The sequence below is a fragment of the Actinomycetota bacterium genome, from assembly GCA_016700055.1.
Classification (GTDB): Bacteria; Actinomycetota; Acidimicrobiia; order Acidimicrobiales; family Ilumatobacteraceae; genus Kalu-18.
In genome coordinates, this window is sequence record CP064997.1 from 3,174,684 (window position 1) to 3,190,701 (window position 16,018).

The 16,018-nt window shown below is 71.7% G+C and carries 16 protein-coding genes; all 16 read left to right on the forward strand.

The window, feature by feature from the left end; translation table 11 throughout:
* Positions 1 to 5: 5 nt before the first annotated feature.
* The 16 genes from alaS (at position 6) to carA (ending at position 16,018) form a co-directional block, all read left to right on the forward strand.
* On the forward strand, positions 6 to 2,633 hold the full coding sequence (gene alaS, locus IPM43_15335; protein QQS24733.1) for an alanine--tRNA ligase: 2,628 nt from the start codon (positions 6 to 8) through the stop codon (positions 2,631 to 2,633).
* A complete protein-coding gene (gene ruvX / locus IPM43_15340) occupies positions 2,633 to 3,097 on the forward strand; it encodes a Holliday junction resolvase RuvX (GenBank protein ID QQS24734.1) in 465 nt (154 codons plus the stop codon). The genes alaS and ruvX overlap by 1 nt, the downstream gene beginning before the upstream one ends.
* Positions 3,094 to 4,287 carry an endolytic transglycosylase MltG gene (gene mltG, locus IPM43_15345; GenBank protein QQS24735.1) on the forward strand — a complete coding sequence of 398 codons (1,194 nt, stop codon included), beginning with the start codon at positions 3,094 to 3,096 and terminating at the stop codon, positions 4,285 to 4,287. The genes ruvX and mltG overlap by 4 nt, the downstream gene beginning before the upstream one ends.
* On the forward strand, positions 4,284 to 5,129 hold the full coding sequence (aroE, locus tag IPM43_15350; GenBank protein ID QQS24736.1) for a shikimate dehydrogenase: 846 nt from the start codon (positions 4,284 to 4,286) through the stop codon (positions 5,127 to 5,129). The genes mltG and aroE overlap by 4 nt, the downstream gene beginning before the upstream one ends.
* 39 nt (positions 5,130 to 5,168) lie before the next feature.
* On the forward strand, positions 5,169 to 6,335 hold the full coding sequence (gene aroC / locus IPM43_15355) for a chorismate synthase (GenBank protein ID QQS24737.1): 1,167 nt from the start codon (positions 5,169 to 5,171) through the stop codon (positions 6,333 to 6,335).
* 43 nt (positions 6,336 to 6,378) lie between these two features.
* On the forward strand, positions 6,379 to 6,852 hold the full coding sequence (locus tag IPM43_15360; protein ID QQS26495.1) for a shikimate kinase: 474 nt from the start codon (positions 6,379 to 6,381) through the stop codon (positions 6,850 to 6,852).
* Positions 6,849 to 7,886, forward strand: coding sequence for a 3-dehydroquinate synthase (locus IPM43_15365; GenBank protein QQS24738.1), 1,038 nt, complete (start codon positions 6,849 to 6,851; stop codon positions 7,884 to 7,886). The genes IPM43_15360 and IPM43_15365 overlap by 4 nt, the downstream gene beginning before the upstream one ends.
* A gap of 32 nt (positions 7,887 to 7,918) precedes the next feature.
* Positions 7,919 to 8,365: a type II 3-dehydroquinate dehydratase gene (gene aroQ / locus IPM43_15370; protein ID QQS24739.1), complete on the forward strand. Its 447-nt coding sequence runs from the start codon at positions 7,919 to 7,921 to the stop codon at positions 8,363 to 8,365.
* A gap of 68 nt (positions 8,366 to 8,433) precedes the next feature.
* Complete coding sequence (locus tag IPM43_15375) at positions 8,434 to 9,522, forward strand: aminopeptidase P family protein (protein ID QQS26496.1); 1,089 nt, start codon at positions 8,434 to 8,436, stop codon at positions 9,520 to 9,522.
* Positions 9,495 to 10,058: an elongation factor P gene (gene efp / locus IPM43_15380; protein ID QQS24740.1), complete on the forward strand. Its 564-nt coding sequence runs from the start codon at positions 9,495 to 9,497 to the stop codon at positions 10,056 to 10,058. Before IPM43_15375 ends, efp begins: the two co-directional genes overlap by 28 nt.
* A 19-nt stretch (positions 10,059 to 10,077) precedes the next feature.
* Entirely contained in the window at positions 10,078 to 10,497 is a 420-nt protein-coding gene (gene nusB, locus IPM43_15385; GenBank protein QQS26497.1) for a transcription antitermination factor NusB, read from the forward strand.
* 154 nt (positions 10,498 to 10,651) lie between these two features.
* Positions 10,652 to 12,040 (forward strand): DUF2079 domain-containing protein, encoded by a 1,389-nt coding sequence (locus IPM43_15390; GenBank protein ID QQS24741.1) that lies wholly within the window; start codon positions 10,652 to 10,654, stop codon positions 12,038 to 12,040.
* A 102-nt stretch (positions 12,041 to 12,142) separates the two neighbouring features.
* Positions 12,143 to 12,670, forward strand: a complete 528-nt coding sequence (gene pyrR / locus IPM43_15395; GenBank protein ID QQS24742.1) for a bifunctional pyr operon transcriptional regulator/uracil phosphoribosyltransferase PyrR — start codon at positions 12,143 to 12,145, stop codon at positions 12,668 to 12,670.
* Positions 12,667 to 13,620: an aspartate carbamoyltransferase catalytic subunit gene (locus IPM43_15400; GenBank protein QQS24743.1), complete on the forward strand. Its 954-nt coding sequence runs from the start codon at positions 12,667 to 12,669 to the stop codon at positions 13,618 to 13,620. Before pyrR ends, IPM43_15400 begins: the two co-directional genes overlap by 4 nt.
* Positions 13,617 to 14,936, forward strand: coding sequence for a dihydroorotase (locus IPM43_15405; GenBank protein QQS24744.1), 1,320 nt, complete (start codon positions 13,617 to 13,619; stop codon positions 14,934 to 14,936). Before IPM43_15400 ends, IPM43_15405 begins: the two co-directional genes overlap by 4 nt.
* A complete protein-coding gene (gene carA / locus IPM43_15410) occupies positions 14,933 to 16,018 on the forward strand; it encodes a glutamine-hydrolyzing carbamoyl-phosphate synthase small subunit (protein ID QQS24745.1) in 1,086 nt (361 codons plus the stop codon). The genes IPM43_15405 and carA overlap by 4 nt, the downstream gene beginning before the upstream one ends.

Consider the following 16,018-nt stretch of genomic DNA (forward strand, 5'->3'; position numbering starts at 1 on the left):
GAGCCATGCCGAAGCCTCCCCGCACCGCCGACGAGCTCCGTGACGCCTTCGTCGGCTTCTTCGCGGAGCGGGATCACTCCGTGGTGCCTTCGGCGAGCTTGATCCCCCACGACCCGACGGTGCTGTTCACCGTCGCCGGCATGGTGCCGTTCAAGCCCTACTTCGTCGGCGACGAGGTGCCCCCGTACAAGCGGGCCGTCAGCGTGCAGAAGTGCGCTCGTGCAGGTGGCAAGCACAACGACCTCGACGACGTCGGGCGCACGAAGCGCCACCTCGTGTTCTTCGAGATGCTCGGCAACTTCAGCTTCGGCGACTACTTCAAGGCCGACGCCATCCCGTTCAGCTGGCAGCTCGCCACCGAGGTGTTCGGCCTCGACGGCGACCGCATCTGGATCACCGTTCACGAGTCCGACGACGACGCCGAGCAGATCTGGCACGAGTCCGTCGGCGTGCCGATGGAGCGCATCCAGCGCCTCGGCGACGCGGACAACTTCTGGCAGATGGGCGAGACCGGCCCGTGCGGGCCGTGCTCGGAGCTGCACATCGACCGCGGCCCGGCGTTCGGCCCCGACGGCGGCCCACTCCACGATCCCCTCGGGGATCGCTTCATGGAGTTCTGGAACCTGGTGTTCATGCAGTTCAACCAGGCGCCGGACGGCACCCGCACGCCGCTGCCCAAGCCTTCGATCGACACCGGCGCCGGCCTGGAACGGATCCTCGCTCTCGTCCAGGGCGTCGACAGCGTCTGGGAGACCGATGTGCTGCGCCCGCTCGTCGACGAGGCGCAGTCGCTCACCGGGCGCAGCTACGTGCCCGGCGACTACGACGATCGCAACAGCTTCAGCTTGCGCGTCCTCGCCGAGCACGCGCGCTCCGCGACGATGCTCGTCGGCGACGGTGTTTTCCCGAGCAATGAGGGCCGCGGCTACGTGCTCAGGCGCATCATCCGGCGCGCGGTGCGCCACGCCTTCCTGCTCGGCACCGAGCACCTGGTGATGCCGCGCCTCGTCGAGACAGCGATCGACGTGATGGGTGGTGCCCACCCGGACGTGTTGAAGAGCCGTGACTTCATCCTCGGCGTGCTGACCAAGGAAGAAGAGCGCTTCCGCCAGACGCTGAAGACCGGCCTTGCCATCCTCGAAGACGAGCTCGCCGCCGGCAGCTCCGATCTCGCCGGGGCGACCGCGTTCTTGTTGCACGACACCTACGGGTTCCCGCTGGAGGTCACCGAGGAGATCGCCGCCGAGCGCGGTGTAGCCGTCGACCTCGGCGGGTTCAACGCCGAGATGGCCACCCAGCGCGAGCGGGCCAAGGCCGCGCGGAAGGGCGCTGCCGGCGCTGCCGACGATGCGCGTCTCGACGCCTACCGCGAGGTGGTCGAGCAGTTCGGCGTCACCGACTTCGTCGGCTATGCGCAACACGACGCCGACGCTCGGGTGCTCGCCGTCTTCGAGGTGCAGCATCCGCAAGACACACCCGACCACACGATGGTCGAGGTGTTCCTCGACCGCACGCCGTTCTACGCGGAGAGCGGTGGGCAGGTGGGCGACACGGGCACGATCACCACCGACACCGGCTCGGTCGAGGTCGTCGACACCACGTATGCGCTGCCCGGGCTGCGACGCCATCTCGCGCGCGTGCTCCACGGCCAGGTCGTCGCCGGCCAGAGCGCGACCGCCACCATCGACGCCGCTCGGCGCGACGCGATCCGGCGCAACCACACGGGCACCCACGTGCTGCACTTCGCCCTGCGCAGCGTCCTCGGGGAGCACGTCAAGCAGGCAGGATCGCTCGTCACCGACGACCGCCTGCGCTTCGACTTCAGCCACTACGCCGCGCTCACGCCCGACGAGATCGACCAGATCGAGCGGCTGGCCAACGCCGAGACCCTGGCCAACGCGCCGGTGAGGGCGTACGAGACCACCAAGGACGAGGCAGCCGCGATGGGCGCGATCGCGTTCTTCGGTGACAAGTACGGCGACATCGTGCGGGTGCTCGAGGCGGGCAACTCGATCGAGCTCTGCGGCGGCACTCACGTGCGCGCCACCGGTGACATCGGCACGATCAAGATCGTCAGCGAAGGCTCGATCGGCTCCAACCTGCGCCGCATCGAGGCGCTCACCGGCGAGCACTCCGTGGCTTTGCTCCAGCACGACGAGCGCACGTTGGCCGAGGCCGCGCGCCTCGTCGGTACGGCCACCGACGACGTGCTCGGCGGGTTGCGGCGCAAGCTCGACGAACTGAAGGCCGCTCACGACGAGGTGAAGGTGCTGCGCAACAAGTTGGCCACCGGGCGCGCAGGTGAGCTGGCCGCGGCCGCCGTCGACGGCGTGGTGGTCGAGCGCGTCGACGGGCTCGCTCCGCCGGAGCTGCGCGATCTGGCCATCGCCGTGCGCCAGCAGGACGGCGTTCGGGCGACCGTGCTCGCCGGGTTGACCACCGGTGGGGGCGTGTCCCTCGTCGCCGCCGTGGCCCCCGACTCCGGGCTCCAGGCCGGCGACCTGATCCGCGACGCGGCGCGCGCAGTCGGTGGCGGCGGGGGCGGTAAGGGCGACGTCGCGACCGCAGGCGGCAAGAACCCCGACGGTCTCGCCGACGCGCTGCGCCTCGCCCGCGAGGCCGCGCGCCCCTGATGCCCGACCGGGCCCCGCCGACGCCGGTCCGGGCGCTCGGGCTCGACCTCGGCACCAAGCGGATCGGGGTCGCAGTCAGCGACCGCAGCGGCACGATCGCGACGCCGTTCCTCGTGCTCACCCGCTCTGGCAGCCGCCGGGTCGACCACCGCCGCATCGCCGACCTGGTCGCCGAGGAAGACGTCGAGGTGGTCGTGGTCGGCCTTCCGCTCGGATTGTCCGGTCACATCGGCCCCGCCGCGCGGGCTGCCCTTACCGAGGCGTCCGAGATCGGTACCGTGGTCGGCGTGCCGGTCGAGACCCACGACGAGCGGTTGACGACCGTCAGCGCAGACCGCGCGCTGCGCGAAGCTCAGCTGTCGGGGAAGGCCCGCCGGCGCGTGGTCGACAAGGTCGCTGCCGCGGTGATGCTGCAGGCCTGGCTCGACTCCCGGCGCGCCGGCGGCGCGGGGCAAGCGCGGTGAGCGGGCGGCGCACCGTCGTCGACGTGCGCGACGACGCCGAGGCGGGATGGGTCGGCGACGCCTGGGACGACCCGGAGTGGATCCCACTCGACGCGACGACGCCCGAGGCGCGCCGGGCCAGGGTGCTGCCGAAGGTCGTGCTCGGGCTCGCCCTGGTGCTGGCCGCGGCTGCCGTCGCTGCCGGAGTGCTCGGTTGGTGGTACGTGCACCAGGTGAACCCCGACGGCGACCCGCTGCCGGCGGAGACGTTCACGGTCCACGAGCTGGACGATCTGCAGACGACGAGCGAGCGCCTGCAGGAAGAGGGCTTCATCCAGAACGCGCGCGTGTTCCGCTGGTACGTCGAACGCCACGGTGGTCTGGAGATCGTGGCCGGGTTCTACACGGTGCGCCCGCTCGACCACATGGGCAACATCTTGAGCGTGCTGCGCACCCCGCCCAACGAGACCTACGTGAAGGTGACCTTCCCGGAGGGATACACCGTCGCGCGCATCGGCGAGCGGCTGGGTGAGGAGGTGCCCGGCATCGACGCCGAGCGGTTCGTGGCCAGGGCGACGAGCGCTTACGTCGACTCGCTGTACCTGCCCGACGGCATCGAGAGCCTCGAGGGTCTGCTGTTCCCGGACACCTACTACGTCGCCGGCACCGAGACCGAGACACAGGTGACCCGGCGGATGGTTGCGCTGATGGAGCGCGTCGGGCGCCAGGAGGGCCTCGACGACTCGGCGCGCCTCGTCGGGCTAACGCCGTACCAGACGCTGATCGTGGCCTCGATGATCGAGCGCGAGGCCAAGGTGCCAGAGGACCGCCCCAAGATCGCGCGGGTCATCTTGAACAGGCTCTTCCTCGGAATGCCGCTGCAGATCGACGCCACCCTGTTGTACGGCCAGGACCCCGAGGCCCCGTTCGACGAGCTCGTGGCGCTCGACACGCCCTTCAACACCTACCTGCACACAGGCCTGCCACCGACGCCGATCGCCAACCCCGGGCGGGCATCCATCGCCGCCGCGCTCAACCCCGCTCCGAACCCGCGGGGCGACGACGAGCTGTGCACCGACCTCGCCGCTGACACGCCGTGCTTCTACCTGTACTACGTGCTGATCGACGAAGACGGCCACCACGCCTTCGCGGCCACCCTCGCCCAGCACGAGGCGAACATCGCGAAGGCCCGCGAAGCGGGAGTGCTGTGACCCCGACCGGCGCCACCGTCGTGGCCGGCGTGATCGGCTCGCCGGTGCGCCACAGCCTGTCGCCGGCCCTGCACAACGCCGCCTTCGAGGCCGCCGGACTCGACTGGACGTACGCCGCGTTCGAGGTCGGCCCCGGGGGTGCGCAGGCCGCGCTCGACGCGATGCGCACGCTCGGTCTGGGGGGGCTGTCGGTGACGATGCCGCTGAAGGACGAGGCCTTCGCGGCAGTCGACGAAGCCGACGAGAGCGCTGCCGCGCTGCGCTGCGTCAACACCGTGGTGCGTGACGGCGACCGCCTCGTCGGCCGCAACACGGACGGCGCCGGGTTCGTCGCGTCGCTGCGCGCCGACGCGGGCTTCGAGCCGCAGGACACACGGGTGGTCGTGCTCGGCGGCGGCGGAGCGGCGCGCGCCGTCGTCCACGCGCTGGCCGGCTGCGGCGCCGGGGAGGTGGTGGTGGTGAACCGCACTGCGGAGCGGGCCGAGCGCGCGGCCGCTCTCGCGGGCGGGCGAGGACGTGTCGGTACACCCACGGCCGTGCGCGACGCGGACTTGGTGGTGAACGCGACGAGCGTCGGCATGGGGCAGGCGGCGACCGAGGCGTCGCTGCCCTGCGACCCCCACCTGCTCCACGCCGGACAGCTCGTGGCCGATCTCGTCTACCACCCGCTCGAGACCGGCCTGCTCGCGGCTGCGCGAGCGCAGGGTGCCGCGGTGCTCGACGGGCTGGGGATGCTCGTGCACCAGGCCGCGCTGCAGCAGCTGCTCTGGACCGGTCGCTGCCCCGACGTCGCGGTGATGCGCGCAGCCGGCGAACGCGAGCTCTCCCGCCGTGGCGGCTGAAGCACGATCCGGCGCGAGCGACGCCGGTAACCTGCCCCGATGCTCAGGTTCCTGACCGCCGGCGAGTCGCACGGGCAGGCACTCGTGGTCGTCGTCGAGGGCTTGCCGGCGGGGCTCGCGGTGACGGTCGAAGACGTCCAGGCCGAGCTGGCCCGGCGCCGGCTGGGCTACGGGCGGGGACCGCGTCAGCGATTCGAGCAGGACGAGGCGACGCTCGTCGGCGGGGTGCGCCACGGACGCACGCTCGGTTCTCCGGTGGCGATCGAGATCCGCAACAGCGAGTGGTTCCGCAGCGACCGCTGGCACGAGGAGATGTCGCCGGCCCCAGGGGCCACGAAGGAGCCGCTCACCACGCCGCGCCCGGGCCACGCCGACCTCGCCGGCATGCAGAAGTACGGCTTCGGCGACGCCCGTGACGTGCTCGAACGGGCGAGTGCCCGCGAAACCGCGGCTCGCGTCGCCGCCGGTGCCCTCGCGAAGGCCCTGCTGTCGGCGCTCGACGTACAAGTGATCTCCCACGTGGTGCAGCTCGGCGCGGCGTGCACGCCCGAGTGCGCGCGACGCCCGACCCCGGGAGATCTGGCCGTCGTCGACGAGTCCGCCGTGCGCTGCTTCGACCCCGCGGCCGAGGCGGCGATGGTCGAAGAGATCTCGGCAGCGGCAAAGGACGGCGACTCGCTCGGGGGCGTGGTCGAGGTGCTCGCGTACGGCGTCCCCGTGGGTCTGGGCAGCCATGTGCACTGGGACCGCAAGATCGACGCGCTGCTGGCCCAGGCCGTGATGAGCATCCAGGCGGTGAAAGGGGTCGAGGTCGGCGACGGGTTCACCGTGGCCGGGCGCCGCGGCAGCGCGGCCCACGACGCCATCTCCTGGGACGCGACCGCGGCCACCTACCGGCGGGAGGGGACCCAGGCCGGCGGGGTCGAGGGCGGGATCACCACCGGAGAGCTGGTGGTGGTGAGGGCGGCGATGAAGCCGCTCGCCACGCTCAACCGGCCGACGCTGAAGACGGTCGACGTGGTCACGAAGGCCGAGACGGTCAGCTTCAAGGAGCGCACCGACGTCACCGCCGTGCCCGCGATGGGCGTCGTCGCCGAGACGATGGTCGCGCTGGTGCTGGCGGCCGAGGCGCAACGCAAGTTCGGCGGCGACTCGGTGGACGAGTTCGTCCGGAACGCGGAGGCGTACCGTGGCGCGCTCGGCTGAGGGGGCGCGCCCACACTGCCCCGACCATCTCGTCCTTGTCGGCATGATGGGCGCAGGCAAGAGCACGGTCGGCAGGATGCTCGCCCATCGCCTCGGGTGCCGGCTGCTCGACACCGACCAGCTCGTCGAGAGCCACACCGGGCGCTCGGTGCGCGAGATCTTCGCCGAGGACGGCGAAGCGGCGTTTCGCGACCTCGAGTCGCAGGTGCTGCTCCGCGCGCTCGCGGCCGAGGAGCCGTCCGTGATCGCCGCGGCCGGCGGGGTGGTGCTGCGCGAGGAGAACCGCCGCGCGTTGGCGGCGTCGTCCGTGCGGGTGGTGTGGCTGCGCGCCGACGCCGGTGTGCTCGCCGGTCGGGTGCGTGGTGGTGGCCATCGGCCCCTGCTCGACGGCGACCCCGAGGGGGTGTTGCGACGGCTGGCCGGCGAGCGCGACGCCCTGTATCGAGAGGTGGCCGACGCGATCATCAGCACCGACGGGCGCACCCCCGGCGAGGTCGCGGAGGCGGTGCTGCGATGACGCCGCCTGGCTCACCCGTTCCGCGGGAGCGTCATGAGGTGCGCGTCGAGCTCGGCTCGCGCGCGTACCCGGTGGTCGTCGGACACGGCGTGCTGGGCGAGCTGGCGTCGTTGCTGCCCGCGACCGCGCGGCGGGCGGCGATCGTCACCCAGCAGGGGATCGGGGTGGTCGTCGGCCCCGGCTTGCCGTTCGAGGTGCTGACGATCGGCGCCGGCGAAGGGGCGAAGACCCTGGCCACGGTCGAGGCTCTCTGCAGGAGCTTTGCCGACATCGGCCTCACCCGTGCCGACGTGGTGATCGGCGTCGGCGGGGGGATGGTCACCGACGTCGCCGGCTTCGCCGCGTCGGCGTGGCACCGGGGGACACCGGTGGTGCACGTCGCCACGAGCCTGCTGGCGATGGTGGACGCCGCGATCGGCGGTAAGACCGGCGTGAACCTGCCGGAGGGCAAGAACCTGGTCGGCGCGTTCTGGCAGCCCTCCGGGGTGATCTGCGACCTCGACACCCTCGCCACCTTGCCCGCGCGCGAGCTGCGCTGCGGGTACGGGGAGATGGCGAAGTACCACTTCCTCACCGGCGACGACCTGCTCGCCCTGCCGCTCGCCGAGCGCGTCGCGCGCTGCGTGCAGATCAAGGCCGACGTCGTCGCCGACGACGAGCGGGAGGGGGGCCGGCGGGCGTTGCTCAACTACGGGCACACCCTCGCTCACGCCCTCGAGATCGCCGACGGGCACCGCATCGCCCACGGCGAGGCAGTGGCGGTCGGGCTGGCCTTCGCCGCGCGGCTGGCGCACTGTCTCGGCCGCGTCGACGCGGCGAGAGTTACCGAGCACGACGCGGTCGTCGAGGGCCTGTACGGGCTGCCGATCGCCCTGCCCGGCGGCGTCGACCACGACCGGCTCGTCGCCTTGATGACGCGCGACAAGAAGGCCGTCGACGGCCTCACCTTCGTGCTCGACGGCGAAGCAGGCGTCGAAGTCGTCGCCGGCGTCTCCGTCGACGCCGTGCGGGCGGCCCTCGCCGCGATGCCCTAGGCCCCCGCAGGGCGGCGGGTAGCGTGCCGGGGGTGGACGAACGCCCGCTCCTCCTGCTGTTGCACGGGCCGAACCTGAACCTGCTCGGCCAGCGTGAGCCCGAGGTGTACGGGACGGTCACGCTCGACGACTACGTGGCCGCCGTGCGCACGGCCGCCGAGCACCACGGCCTGGCGGTCGAGGCGATGCAGTCGAACCACGAGGGCGACCTCGTCGACGCCATCCACGCCGCGCGCGGCCGCTGCGCGGCGATCGTCGTCAACCCCGGCGCGCTGACGCACTACGCGTGGAGCCTGCACGACGCCCTCGCCACCTTCGACGGCCCGGTGATCGAGGTGCACATCTCCAACCCCTCGGCCCGTGAGCCTTGGCGCCATACGAGCGTCGTCGCCCCTGTCGCGACCGGCACCATCGCCGGGCTCGGCATCGACGGCTACGAACTGGCCGTCGACGCCGTGGCGCGCAGGCTGCGGCGGTGAGCACGGGCGGGGCACCGACAGCGCCAGGCGAGCTGGCGCCGCTGCCGGTCGGCCCCCGCGCGGCTCGGGTGCGGGCTCGTCTTGGCGATCTGCCCGGCGGCGGTGCCGCCGAGGCGCTGCTCGTCACCGATCTCACCAACCTGCGGTGGACGACTGGCTTCAGCGGGTCGAGCGCGTGGCTGCTGGTGCTGCCCGACCGCCTGGTGCTCGTCACCGACGGGCGCTACGTCGAACAGGCCCGCGCCGAGCTCGCCGCGCTCGACGTCGGTGCAGACGTGGCGGAGGCGCGCACCGAGGCCGAGATGATCGAGCGCGTCGCCGAGCTGACGAGGTCCGTGGCCACCCTCGCGTTCGAGGCCGAGCGCCTGAGCGTGGCCGTCCACGGCCGCCTGGCCGCCGCCGTCGCCCCCCACCTGGTGCCCGCGAGCGGTCTGGTCGAGGCCGAGCGGCGGACGAAGGACGATGCCGAGGTCGCCCGCATCGCGGAGGCCGCCCGCATCACCGACGCCGCGCTCGCCGCGGTGGTGCCGATGCTCGGGGAGCGCCCGCTCGAGGTCGACGTGCGCGACGAGCTCGAACATCGCATGCGCCGGCTCGGCGCCGCCGGCCCGAGCTTCGACACGATCGTGGCCACGGGGCCGGTGAACGCTTCTTTGCCCCACCACCGCCCGGACCGCACGGTGGTCGAGGAGGGCCACACGGTGATCGTCGACGTGGGTGCGCTCGTCGAGGGCTATCACTCGGACATGACGCGCACGTTCGTCGTCGGTGAGCCCACCCCGCGGCAACGAGAGGTGTTCGATCTCGTCCTCGCCGCGCAGCGGGCCGGGGTCGCCGCGCTCGGACCCGGGCTCGAGGTGGCCGGGCTCGACGCGATCTGTCGCGACCTGATCGCCGAGGCGGGTTGGGGCGCGGCGTTCAGCCACGGCACGGGTCACGGCGTCGGGCTCCAGATCCACGAGGACCCGTTCGTGAACAGCTCCGCGAAGGGGACCCTGCGTGCCGGCGACGTGGTGACCGTCGAGCCGGGGGTCTATCGTGGCGACTTCGGCGGTGTCCGCATCGAAGACCTGGTGGTGGTCACCAGCGACGGCCACCGCGTGCTCACGCACAGCCCCAAGGATTCACCATGCCTGCCATCACCACGAACGACCTGAAGAACGGGATCACCCTCGAGCTCGACAACGGCCTCTTCCAGGTGGTCGAGTTCCAGCACGTCAAGCCCGGCAAGGGCGGCGCCTTCGTGCGCACGAAGCTGCGCAACATGAAGAACGGCAACGTGTTCGAGCGCACGTTCAACGCGGGTGTGCGGGTGGAGCAGGCGATCCTCGATAAGAAGGACATGCAGTTCCTGTACCGCGACGGCGACGACTACGTGTTCATGGACACCGACACGTACGACCAGATGACGGTCGCGCCGACGGCTCTCGGCGACGCCGCCGACTACCTGATCGAGTCGATGACCGCGATCATCGCCGTCCACAACGGTGAGATCGTGTCGGTCGAGATCCCCGCCGCGGTCGAGCTCACCATCTCCGAGACCGAGCCCGGTGTGCAGGGCGACCGGGTGTCCGGCGCCCGCAAGCCGGCCACGCTCGAGACGGGCAAGGTGCTGCAGGTGCCGCTGTTCGTCAACATCGGCGACCGGGTGAAGGTGGACACCCGCTCGGGTGACTACATCACACGAGTCTGACGAGCACCGGGCGATCGACGTGGCCGAGCGGCGCCGCCCTCCCCGAGCTGACCACCGCTCCGACGCCCGCGAACGGGCGTTGTACCGCCTGTACGAGGCGGAATCGAAAGGCGTCGCTCCCCGCGTGGTGCTGGCCGAGCAGGTGCTCGCGCCGGACGAACTCACCACGTTGCTGGTCGCGGGCGTCGAGGACCATCGTGAGGAGATCGACCAGTTGATCGCCGAGCACGCGCACGACTGGACGCTCGAGCGGATGCCCGCCATCGATCGCAACGTGCTGCGTCTCGCCACGTTCGAGCTCGCCCATCGCCTGGACGTTCCCGTGGGCGTGGTCATCGATGAGGCGGTGGAGCTGGTCAAGCGGTTCAGCACCGACGACTCCGGGCGGTTCGTCAACGGCGTGCTCTCCGCTCTCGCCGCCAAGCTGCGGGCGGCGTAGGGGGACGAAGTCCGCGATGGAGGCGAGCGTGGAGGTGCCTGCGGGCAGTCGGGGCGCGAGCGCACCGCTAGCCGCGGGGGGGGAATTCGTCCGGCGCACGGTCAGGGGTGCGGCAACTCGTCTCGGCGCGATGACGGTGTGGCAATGAGGCCTCGTGCTCATCGTCGGCGCCTACACCTGGTACTTCACGCGCACGACGCTGCGCATCCACCACGGACTCGGCACCTCCAGCTACGACTTCGGGTTGTACGACCAGGGCGTCTGGCTGATGTCTCGCTTCAAGGCGCCGTTCGTGACGCTGATGGGGCGCAACCTGTTCGGCGACCACACCTCGTTCGTACTGCTCGGCCTGGTGCCGTTCTACTGGCTGTTCCCGAGCGCGGGGACGCTGCTCTTCGCCCAGTCGCTCGCGATCGGCCTCGGCGCGGTGCCGGTGTTCCTCTACGCGCGGCAGCGCCTGGCGAGCGAGGCCATGGCGTTCGTGCTCGCCGGCTGCTATCTGCTGCATCCAGCCGTCGGGTGGACGAACATCGAGAACTTCCACCCGGACTCGTTCCTCGGCGTGTTCGTCGGGTTCGCGATCTACGCCGCCCTGCAGCGCAAGTGGCGCATGTACACGGTGTTCGTCGTGCTCTCGCTGCTGGTGAAGGAGGACGCCGCGCTCGTTCTCGTGCCGCTCGGCATCTGGGTGGCCGTGCGGCGCGACCGCCGCATCGGGCTGCTGACGGTCGCCGGCAGCATCGGGTTCATGCTGGTCGCGATGTTCGTCGTGATGCGCTCGCTGATCGGCGTGCCCACGCGCAACAGCTGGCGGATCCCCTTCGGCGGCCCGACGGGCACGCTGCGCGCCGTCGTCGAACGCCCCGGCGACGTGTACGACCACTTCCGCGGCGAGGGCCGCCCCTGGTACCTGTGGCAGATGACCGCCCCGTTCGCATGGGTGTTCGCCCGCCTGCCCGACGTGGCGCTGATCAGCTCGGTGGTGCTGTTCACCAACGTGCTGAGCACGTTCTGGTACCAGTTCCACCTGGAGTACCACTACTCGCTCGTCGCCGTGCCCGCGCTCGCGCTGGGCACGGTGCACGCGCTCGGCGTCGTGCGTCACCGGTGGCGGATCTGGCTCGTCTACGCGGTGGCGGTGATGAGCGTGTGGACGGCATTCCTCTGGGGACCGATGGGCTGGGCGCAGAAGGCGCCCGCCTACTGGCCGCCCTCCCACCCCGTCGCCGCCGACGCCCGCGACATCGTGCGCGACGTGCCGGAAGGGGCCGTCGTCTCGGCGTTCCATTCGATCAGCGCCCACCTCACCCACCGCGAGCGCATCTACCAGTTCCCCACGCCGTTTCGGGCCGTGCTGTACGGGCCGAACGACGACCTGGAGGGCCAGCGCCTGCCGCAGGCCGACGACGTCGAGTACGTGCTGCTGCCGCTGAACCGTGACGCGCAAGTGGAGACCGACTGGCGGGCTATCGAGAGCGAGTTCGAGCTGGTGCGCGCCAACCGCTCGTGGGAGCTCTTCCGGCGGACGACCTCTCCCGGCTAAGGTGCCCGCGACCGTCAAACGGGTCCGGAGAGGCCCGAACGGAGGAGCCATGAAGACTTGCCTCGACAAGATCGAAACCCAGAGCTGAACGGCGAGCCCACCGTGGGCGGGCGACGGGGAACGGTGCTCGGCGCCGACGACGTCCGTAGGGCCTTGACCCGCATCGCCCACGAGATCCTCGAACGCAACCACGGTCTCGACGGCGTGGTGCTGGTCGGCATCCAGCGCGGCGGGGTGTGGATCGCCGAGCGCCTGGCGGCGACGATGCGTGAGATCGAGCCCGGTGCAGACGTGCCCTGCGGCACCCTCGACGCCTCGCTGTACCGCGACGACATCGGCCTGCGCCCGGTCAGCCCGGCGTCGGCGAGCGACATCCCCGTACCCCTCGAAGGGGCGACGGTGGTGCTCGTCGACGACGTGCTGTACACCGGCCGCACCGTGCGCGCCGCGCTCGACGCGCTCCATGACTACGGCCGGCCGCGGGTGGTGCAGCTCGCCGTGCTGGTCGACCGCGGCCACCGCGAGCTGCCGATCCGGCCCGACTTCGTCGGCAAGAACATTCCCAGCGCGTCGGACGAGACCGTCCTCGCCACCCCCGACGGGGTCACGATCAGCGGTCCGCCGGCATGAAGCACCTGCGCTCGATCGAGGAACTGGGCGCCGACGGGGTGCGCCGGCTGCTGGCGCTCACCGACCACATGGCCGAGGTCAACCGCCGGCCGGTACCGAAGGTGCCCGCGCTCCGCGGGCGCACCGTGGTCAGCCTGTTCTTCGAGGACTCCACCCGCACCCGGCTCAGCTTCGAGACCGCGGCGAAGCGCCTGTCGGCGGACACGATGACGTTCAGCGCCTCGTCGTCGAGCGTCAACAAGGGCGAGAGCTTGCGTGACACGGTGGAGACCATCGACGCGATGGGGGTCGACGCGTTCGTCGTCAGGCACCGCTCCTCGGGCGTGCCGTGGAGGCTCTCCGAGTGGACGGGAGCGAGCATCGTCAACGCCGGTGACGGCTGGCACGAGCACCCGACGCAGGCGCTGCTCGACTGCTACACGATCCGCGAGGCGCTCGGGCGCCCGGACGGGTTCGAGGGTGTGCACGTGGCCATCGTCGGCGACGTGAAGCACAGCCGGGTCGCCCGCAGCGACATCGCCGCCTTCGCCGCCCTCGGGGCACGCGTCACGCTCGTCGCGCCCCCCACGCTGTTGCCACCGAGCATCGCGGGCTGGCCGGTGGAGCACTGCGAGCAACTCGACGAGGTGCTCCCGAGCGTCGACGTCTTGTACCTGTTGCGGATGCAGCGCGAGCGGACCGCCGAGGCACTCGTGCCGTCCCTGCGGGAGTACACGGCGCGCTTCGGGCTGACCGTCGCGCGTGCCCGCCGGCTGGGCGAACACGCGCTGGTGATGCACCCCGGTCCGCTGAACCGAGGCGTGGAGATCGCCGTCGACCCCGCTGAGCTGGCCGGATCACTGATCGTGCGCCAGGTCACGAACGGGGTGGCGGTGCGCATGGCGGTGCTGTTCGACCTGCTCGGCAGCGGCGCCGACCTGGCCGGATCGACGAACGGAGAATCGGGATGAGCGCGGGAGCGTCGGGTACGCCGGGACGCTTGGTGCTGAAGGGCGGCACCGTGGTCGACCGCGACGGAGAGCGGCGCGCCGACGTCGCCGTGGAGCACGGCCAGGTGGTCGAGGTGGCCGACGTGGTCGGCCCACAGGCCGGCGACGTGGTGCTCGACGCCGGCGGCTGCGTGGTCAGTCCCGGCTTCGTCGATCTCCACGTGCACCTGCGCGAGCCGGGCCGGGAAGAGGCCGAGACGATAGAGACGGGCAGCCGGGCGGCCGCGCTCGGCGGGTTCACGGCCGTGGTCGCGATGCCGAACACCGAGCCGGCCCAAGACGACGTGTCGGTCGTCGAGTTCGTACGCGCGGAGGGGGAGCGGGCCGGGCTGTGCGAGGTGCTGCCCGCGGGCTGCATCACCGTCGGCCGGGCCGGCGAGACCCTCGCGCCGATCGGCGAGCTCGCGGCCGCCGGCGTCCACCTGTTCACCGACGACGGCAACGGCGTGCAGGACCCGCTGTTGATGCGACGCGCGTTGGAGTACGCCAAGGGTCTCGGGGTGACGCTCGCCCAGCACTGCGAGGTGGCGTCGCTCACCCGCGGGGCGGTGATGCACGAGGGGGCCTGCTGCAGCCGGCTCGGCGTGCCCGGCTGGCCGGCGCTCGCCGAGGAGCTGATGGTGTTCCGTGACATCGAGCTCTGCCGCCTGACCGGGGCCAGGGTCCACCTGTTGCACCTGTCCACGGCCCGCAGCGTCGAGCTCGTCCGCCAGGCGAAGGCCGACGGGCTGGCCGTCACCGCCGAGGTCGCGCCGCACCACTTCACGCTGACCGACGAGCATCTGCGCGGCTTCGACCCGGTGTACAAGGTCAACCCGCCGCTGCGCACACCCGACGACATCGCCGCGCTGAAGGCCGGCCTCGCCGACGGCACGATCGACGCGATCGCTACCGACCACGCCCCGCACCCTCCGGAGTCGAAGGAGCAGCCCCTCGACGAGGCGCCGCCCGGCATGCTCGGGCTGGAGACTGCGCTCGGGCTCGCGCTGACCGAGCTCGCCGACTTGGACCTCTCGCTGGTCGAGCTGGTCGGGCTGCTGTCGTGGCGCCCGGCGGCGATCGCCGGCGTGGCCGACAGGCACGGGGTGCGGGTGCGCCCTGGCTCGCCGGCGAACCTGACCGTGTTCGATCCGCAGCACTCCTGGCAGGTCACTCCGAGCGCTCTCGCGAGCAAGAGCCGCAACACCCCCTATGCCGGGCGCACTCTGCGCGGCAAGGTGCGCCACACGGTGCTGCGCGGAGCAGCGGTGGTCGTCGACGGGGAGGCCCGGCGATGACCGTCCGGGAGGGGATGCTCGTGCTCGCCGACGGCTCGGTGTTCGAGGGCGAGCTGATCGGCGCCGAGGTGCCAGGCGGCGTCGCCGCGGCCGGGGAGGTGGTGTTCAACACCGTGCTCACCGGCTACCAGGAGGTGATCACCGATCCCTCCTATGCCGGCCAGATCGTCACGTTCACCTACCCCCACATCGGCAACTACGGCGTCAATCCCTCCGACGACGAGGCCAGCCGACCCTTCTGCCGGGGCGTCGTCGTGCGCGAGCTGGCCCGCCAGCACTCGAACCACCGGGCGGCGGGCCATCTGGACTCCCTGCTCGAGTCGCACTCGCTCGCAGGGATCGCCGGCATCGACACCCGTCGCCTGACGAGGCTGCTGCGCGACACCGGCGCGATCCCGGGGGCGTTCGGCACCGACGAGGCCGCGCTGCGCGCGGCAGCCGCCGCCGAACCGGGCACCGACGGCGTCGACCTGGTGTCGCAGGTGACGACGGGCGAGGCGTATCGCTACGGCGACGGCCCGCGCCGGGTGGTCGCCTACGACTTCGGGATCAAGCGCACCATCTTGCGCTGCCTCGGCCAGTACGCCACCGTCGAGGTCGTGCCGGCCTCGACACCGGCCGCCGAAGTGCTCGCCAGGCGTCCGGACGGCGTCTTTCTGTCCAACGGACCAGGCGACCCGGCGATGGCGCCCGGGGCGATCGACGCGATCGGCGCGCTGCTCGGCGAGGTGCCGGTGTTCGGCATCTGCCTCGGCCATCAGTTGCTCGGTCGGGCGCTCGGCGGCGACACGTTCAAGCTCGCGTTCGGCCACCATGGCGGGAACCACCCGGTGCGTCACGAGGCGAGCGGCCACGTCGAGATCACCAGCCAGAACCACAACTACTGCCTCGACGCCGAGAGCCTCGCCGGCCGGGTCGAGGTGACCCACGTCAACTTGAACGACGGCACGAACGAGGGGATGCGGGTGCTCGGAGTGCCTGCGTTCAGCGTGCAGTACCACCCCGAAGCCGGCCCCGGGCCCCACGACAGCCGCTACCTGTTCGACGACTTCGCCCGCCTGATCGACACCGGGAGCCTGTGA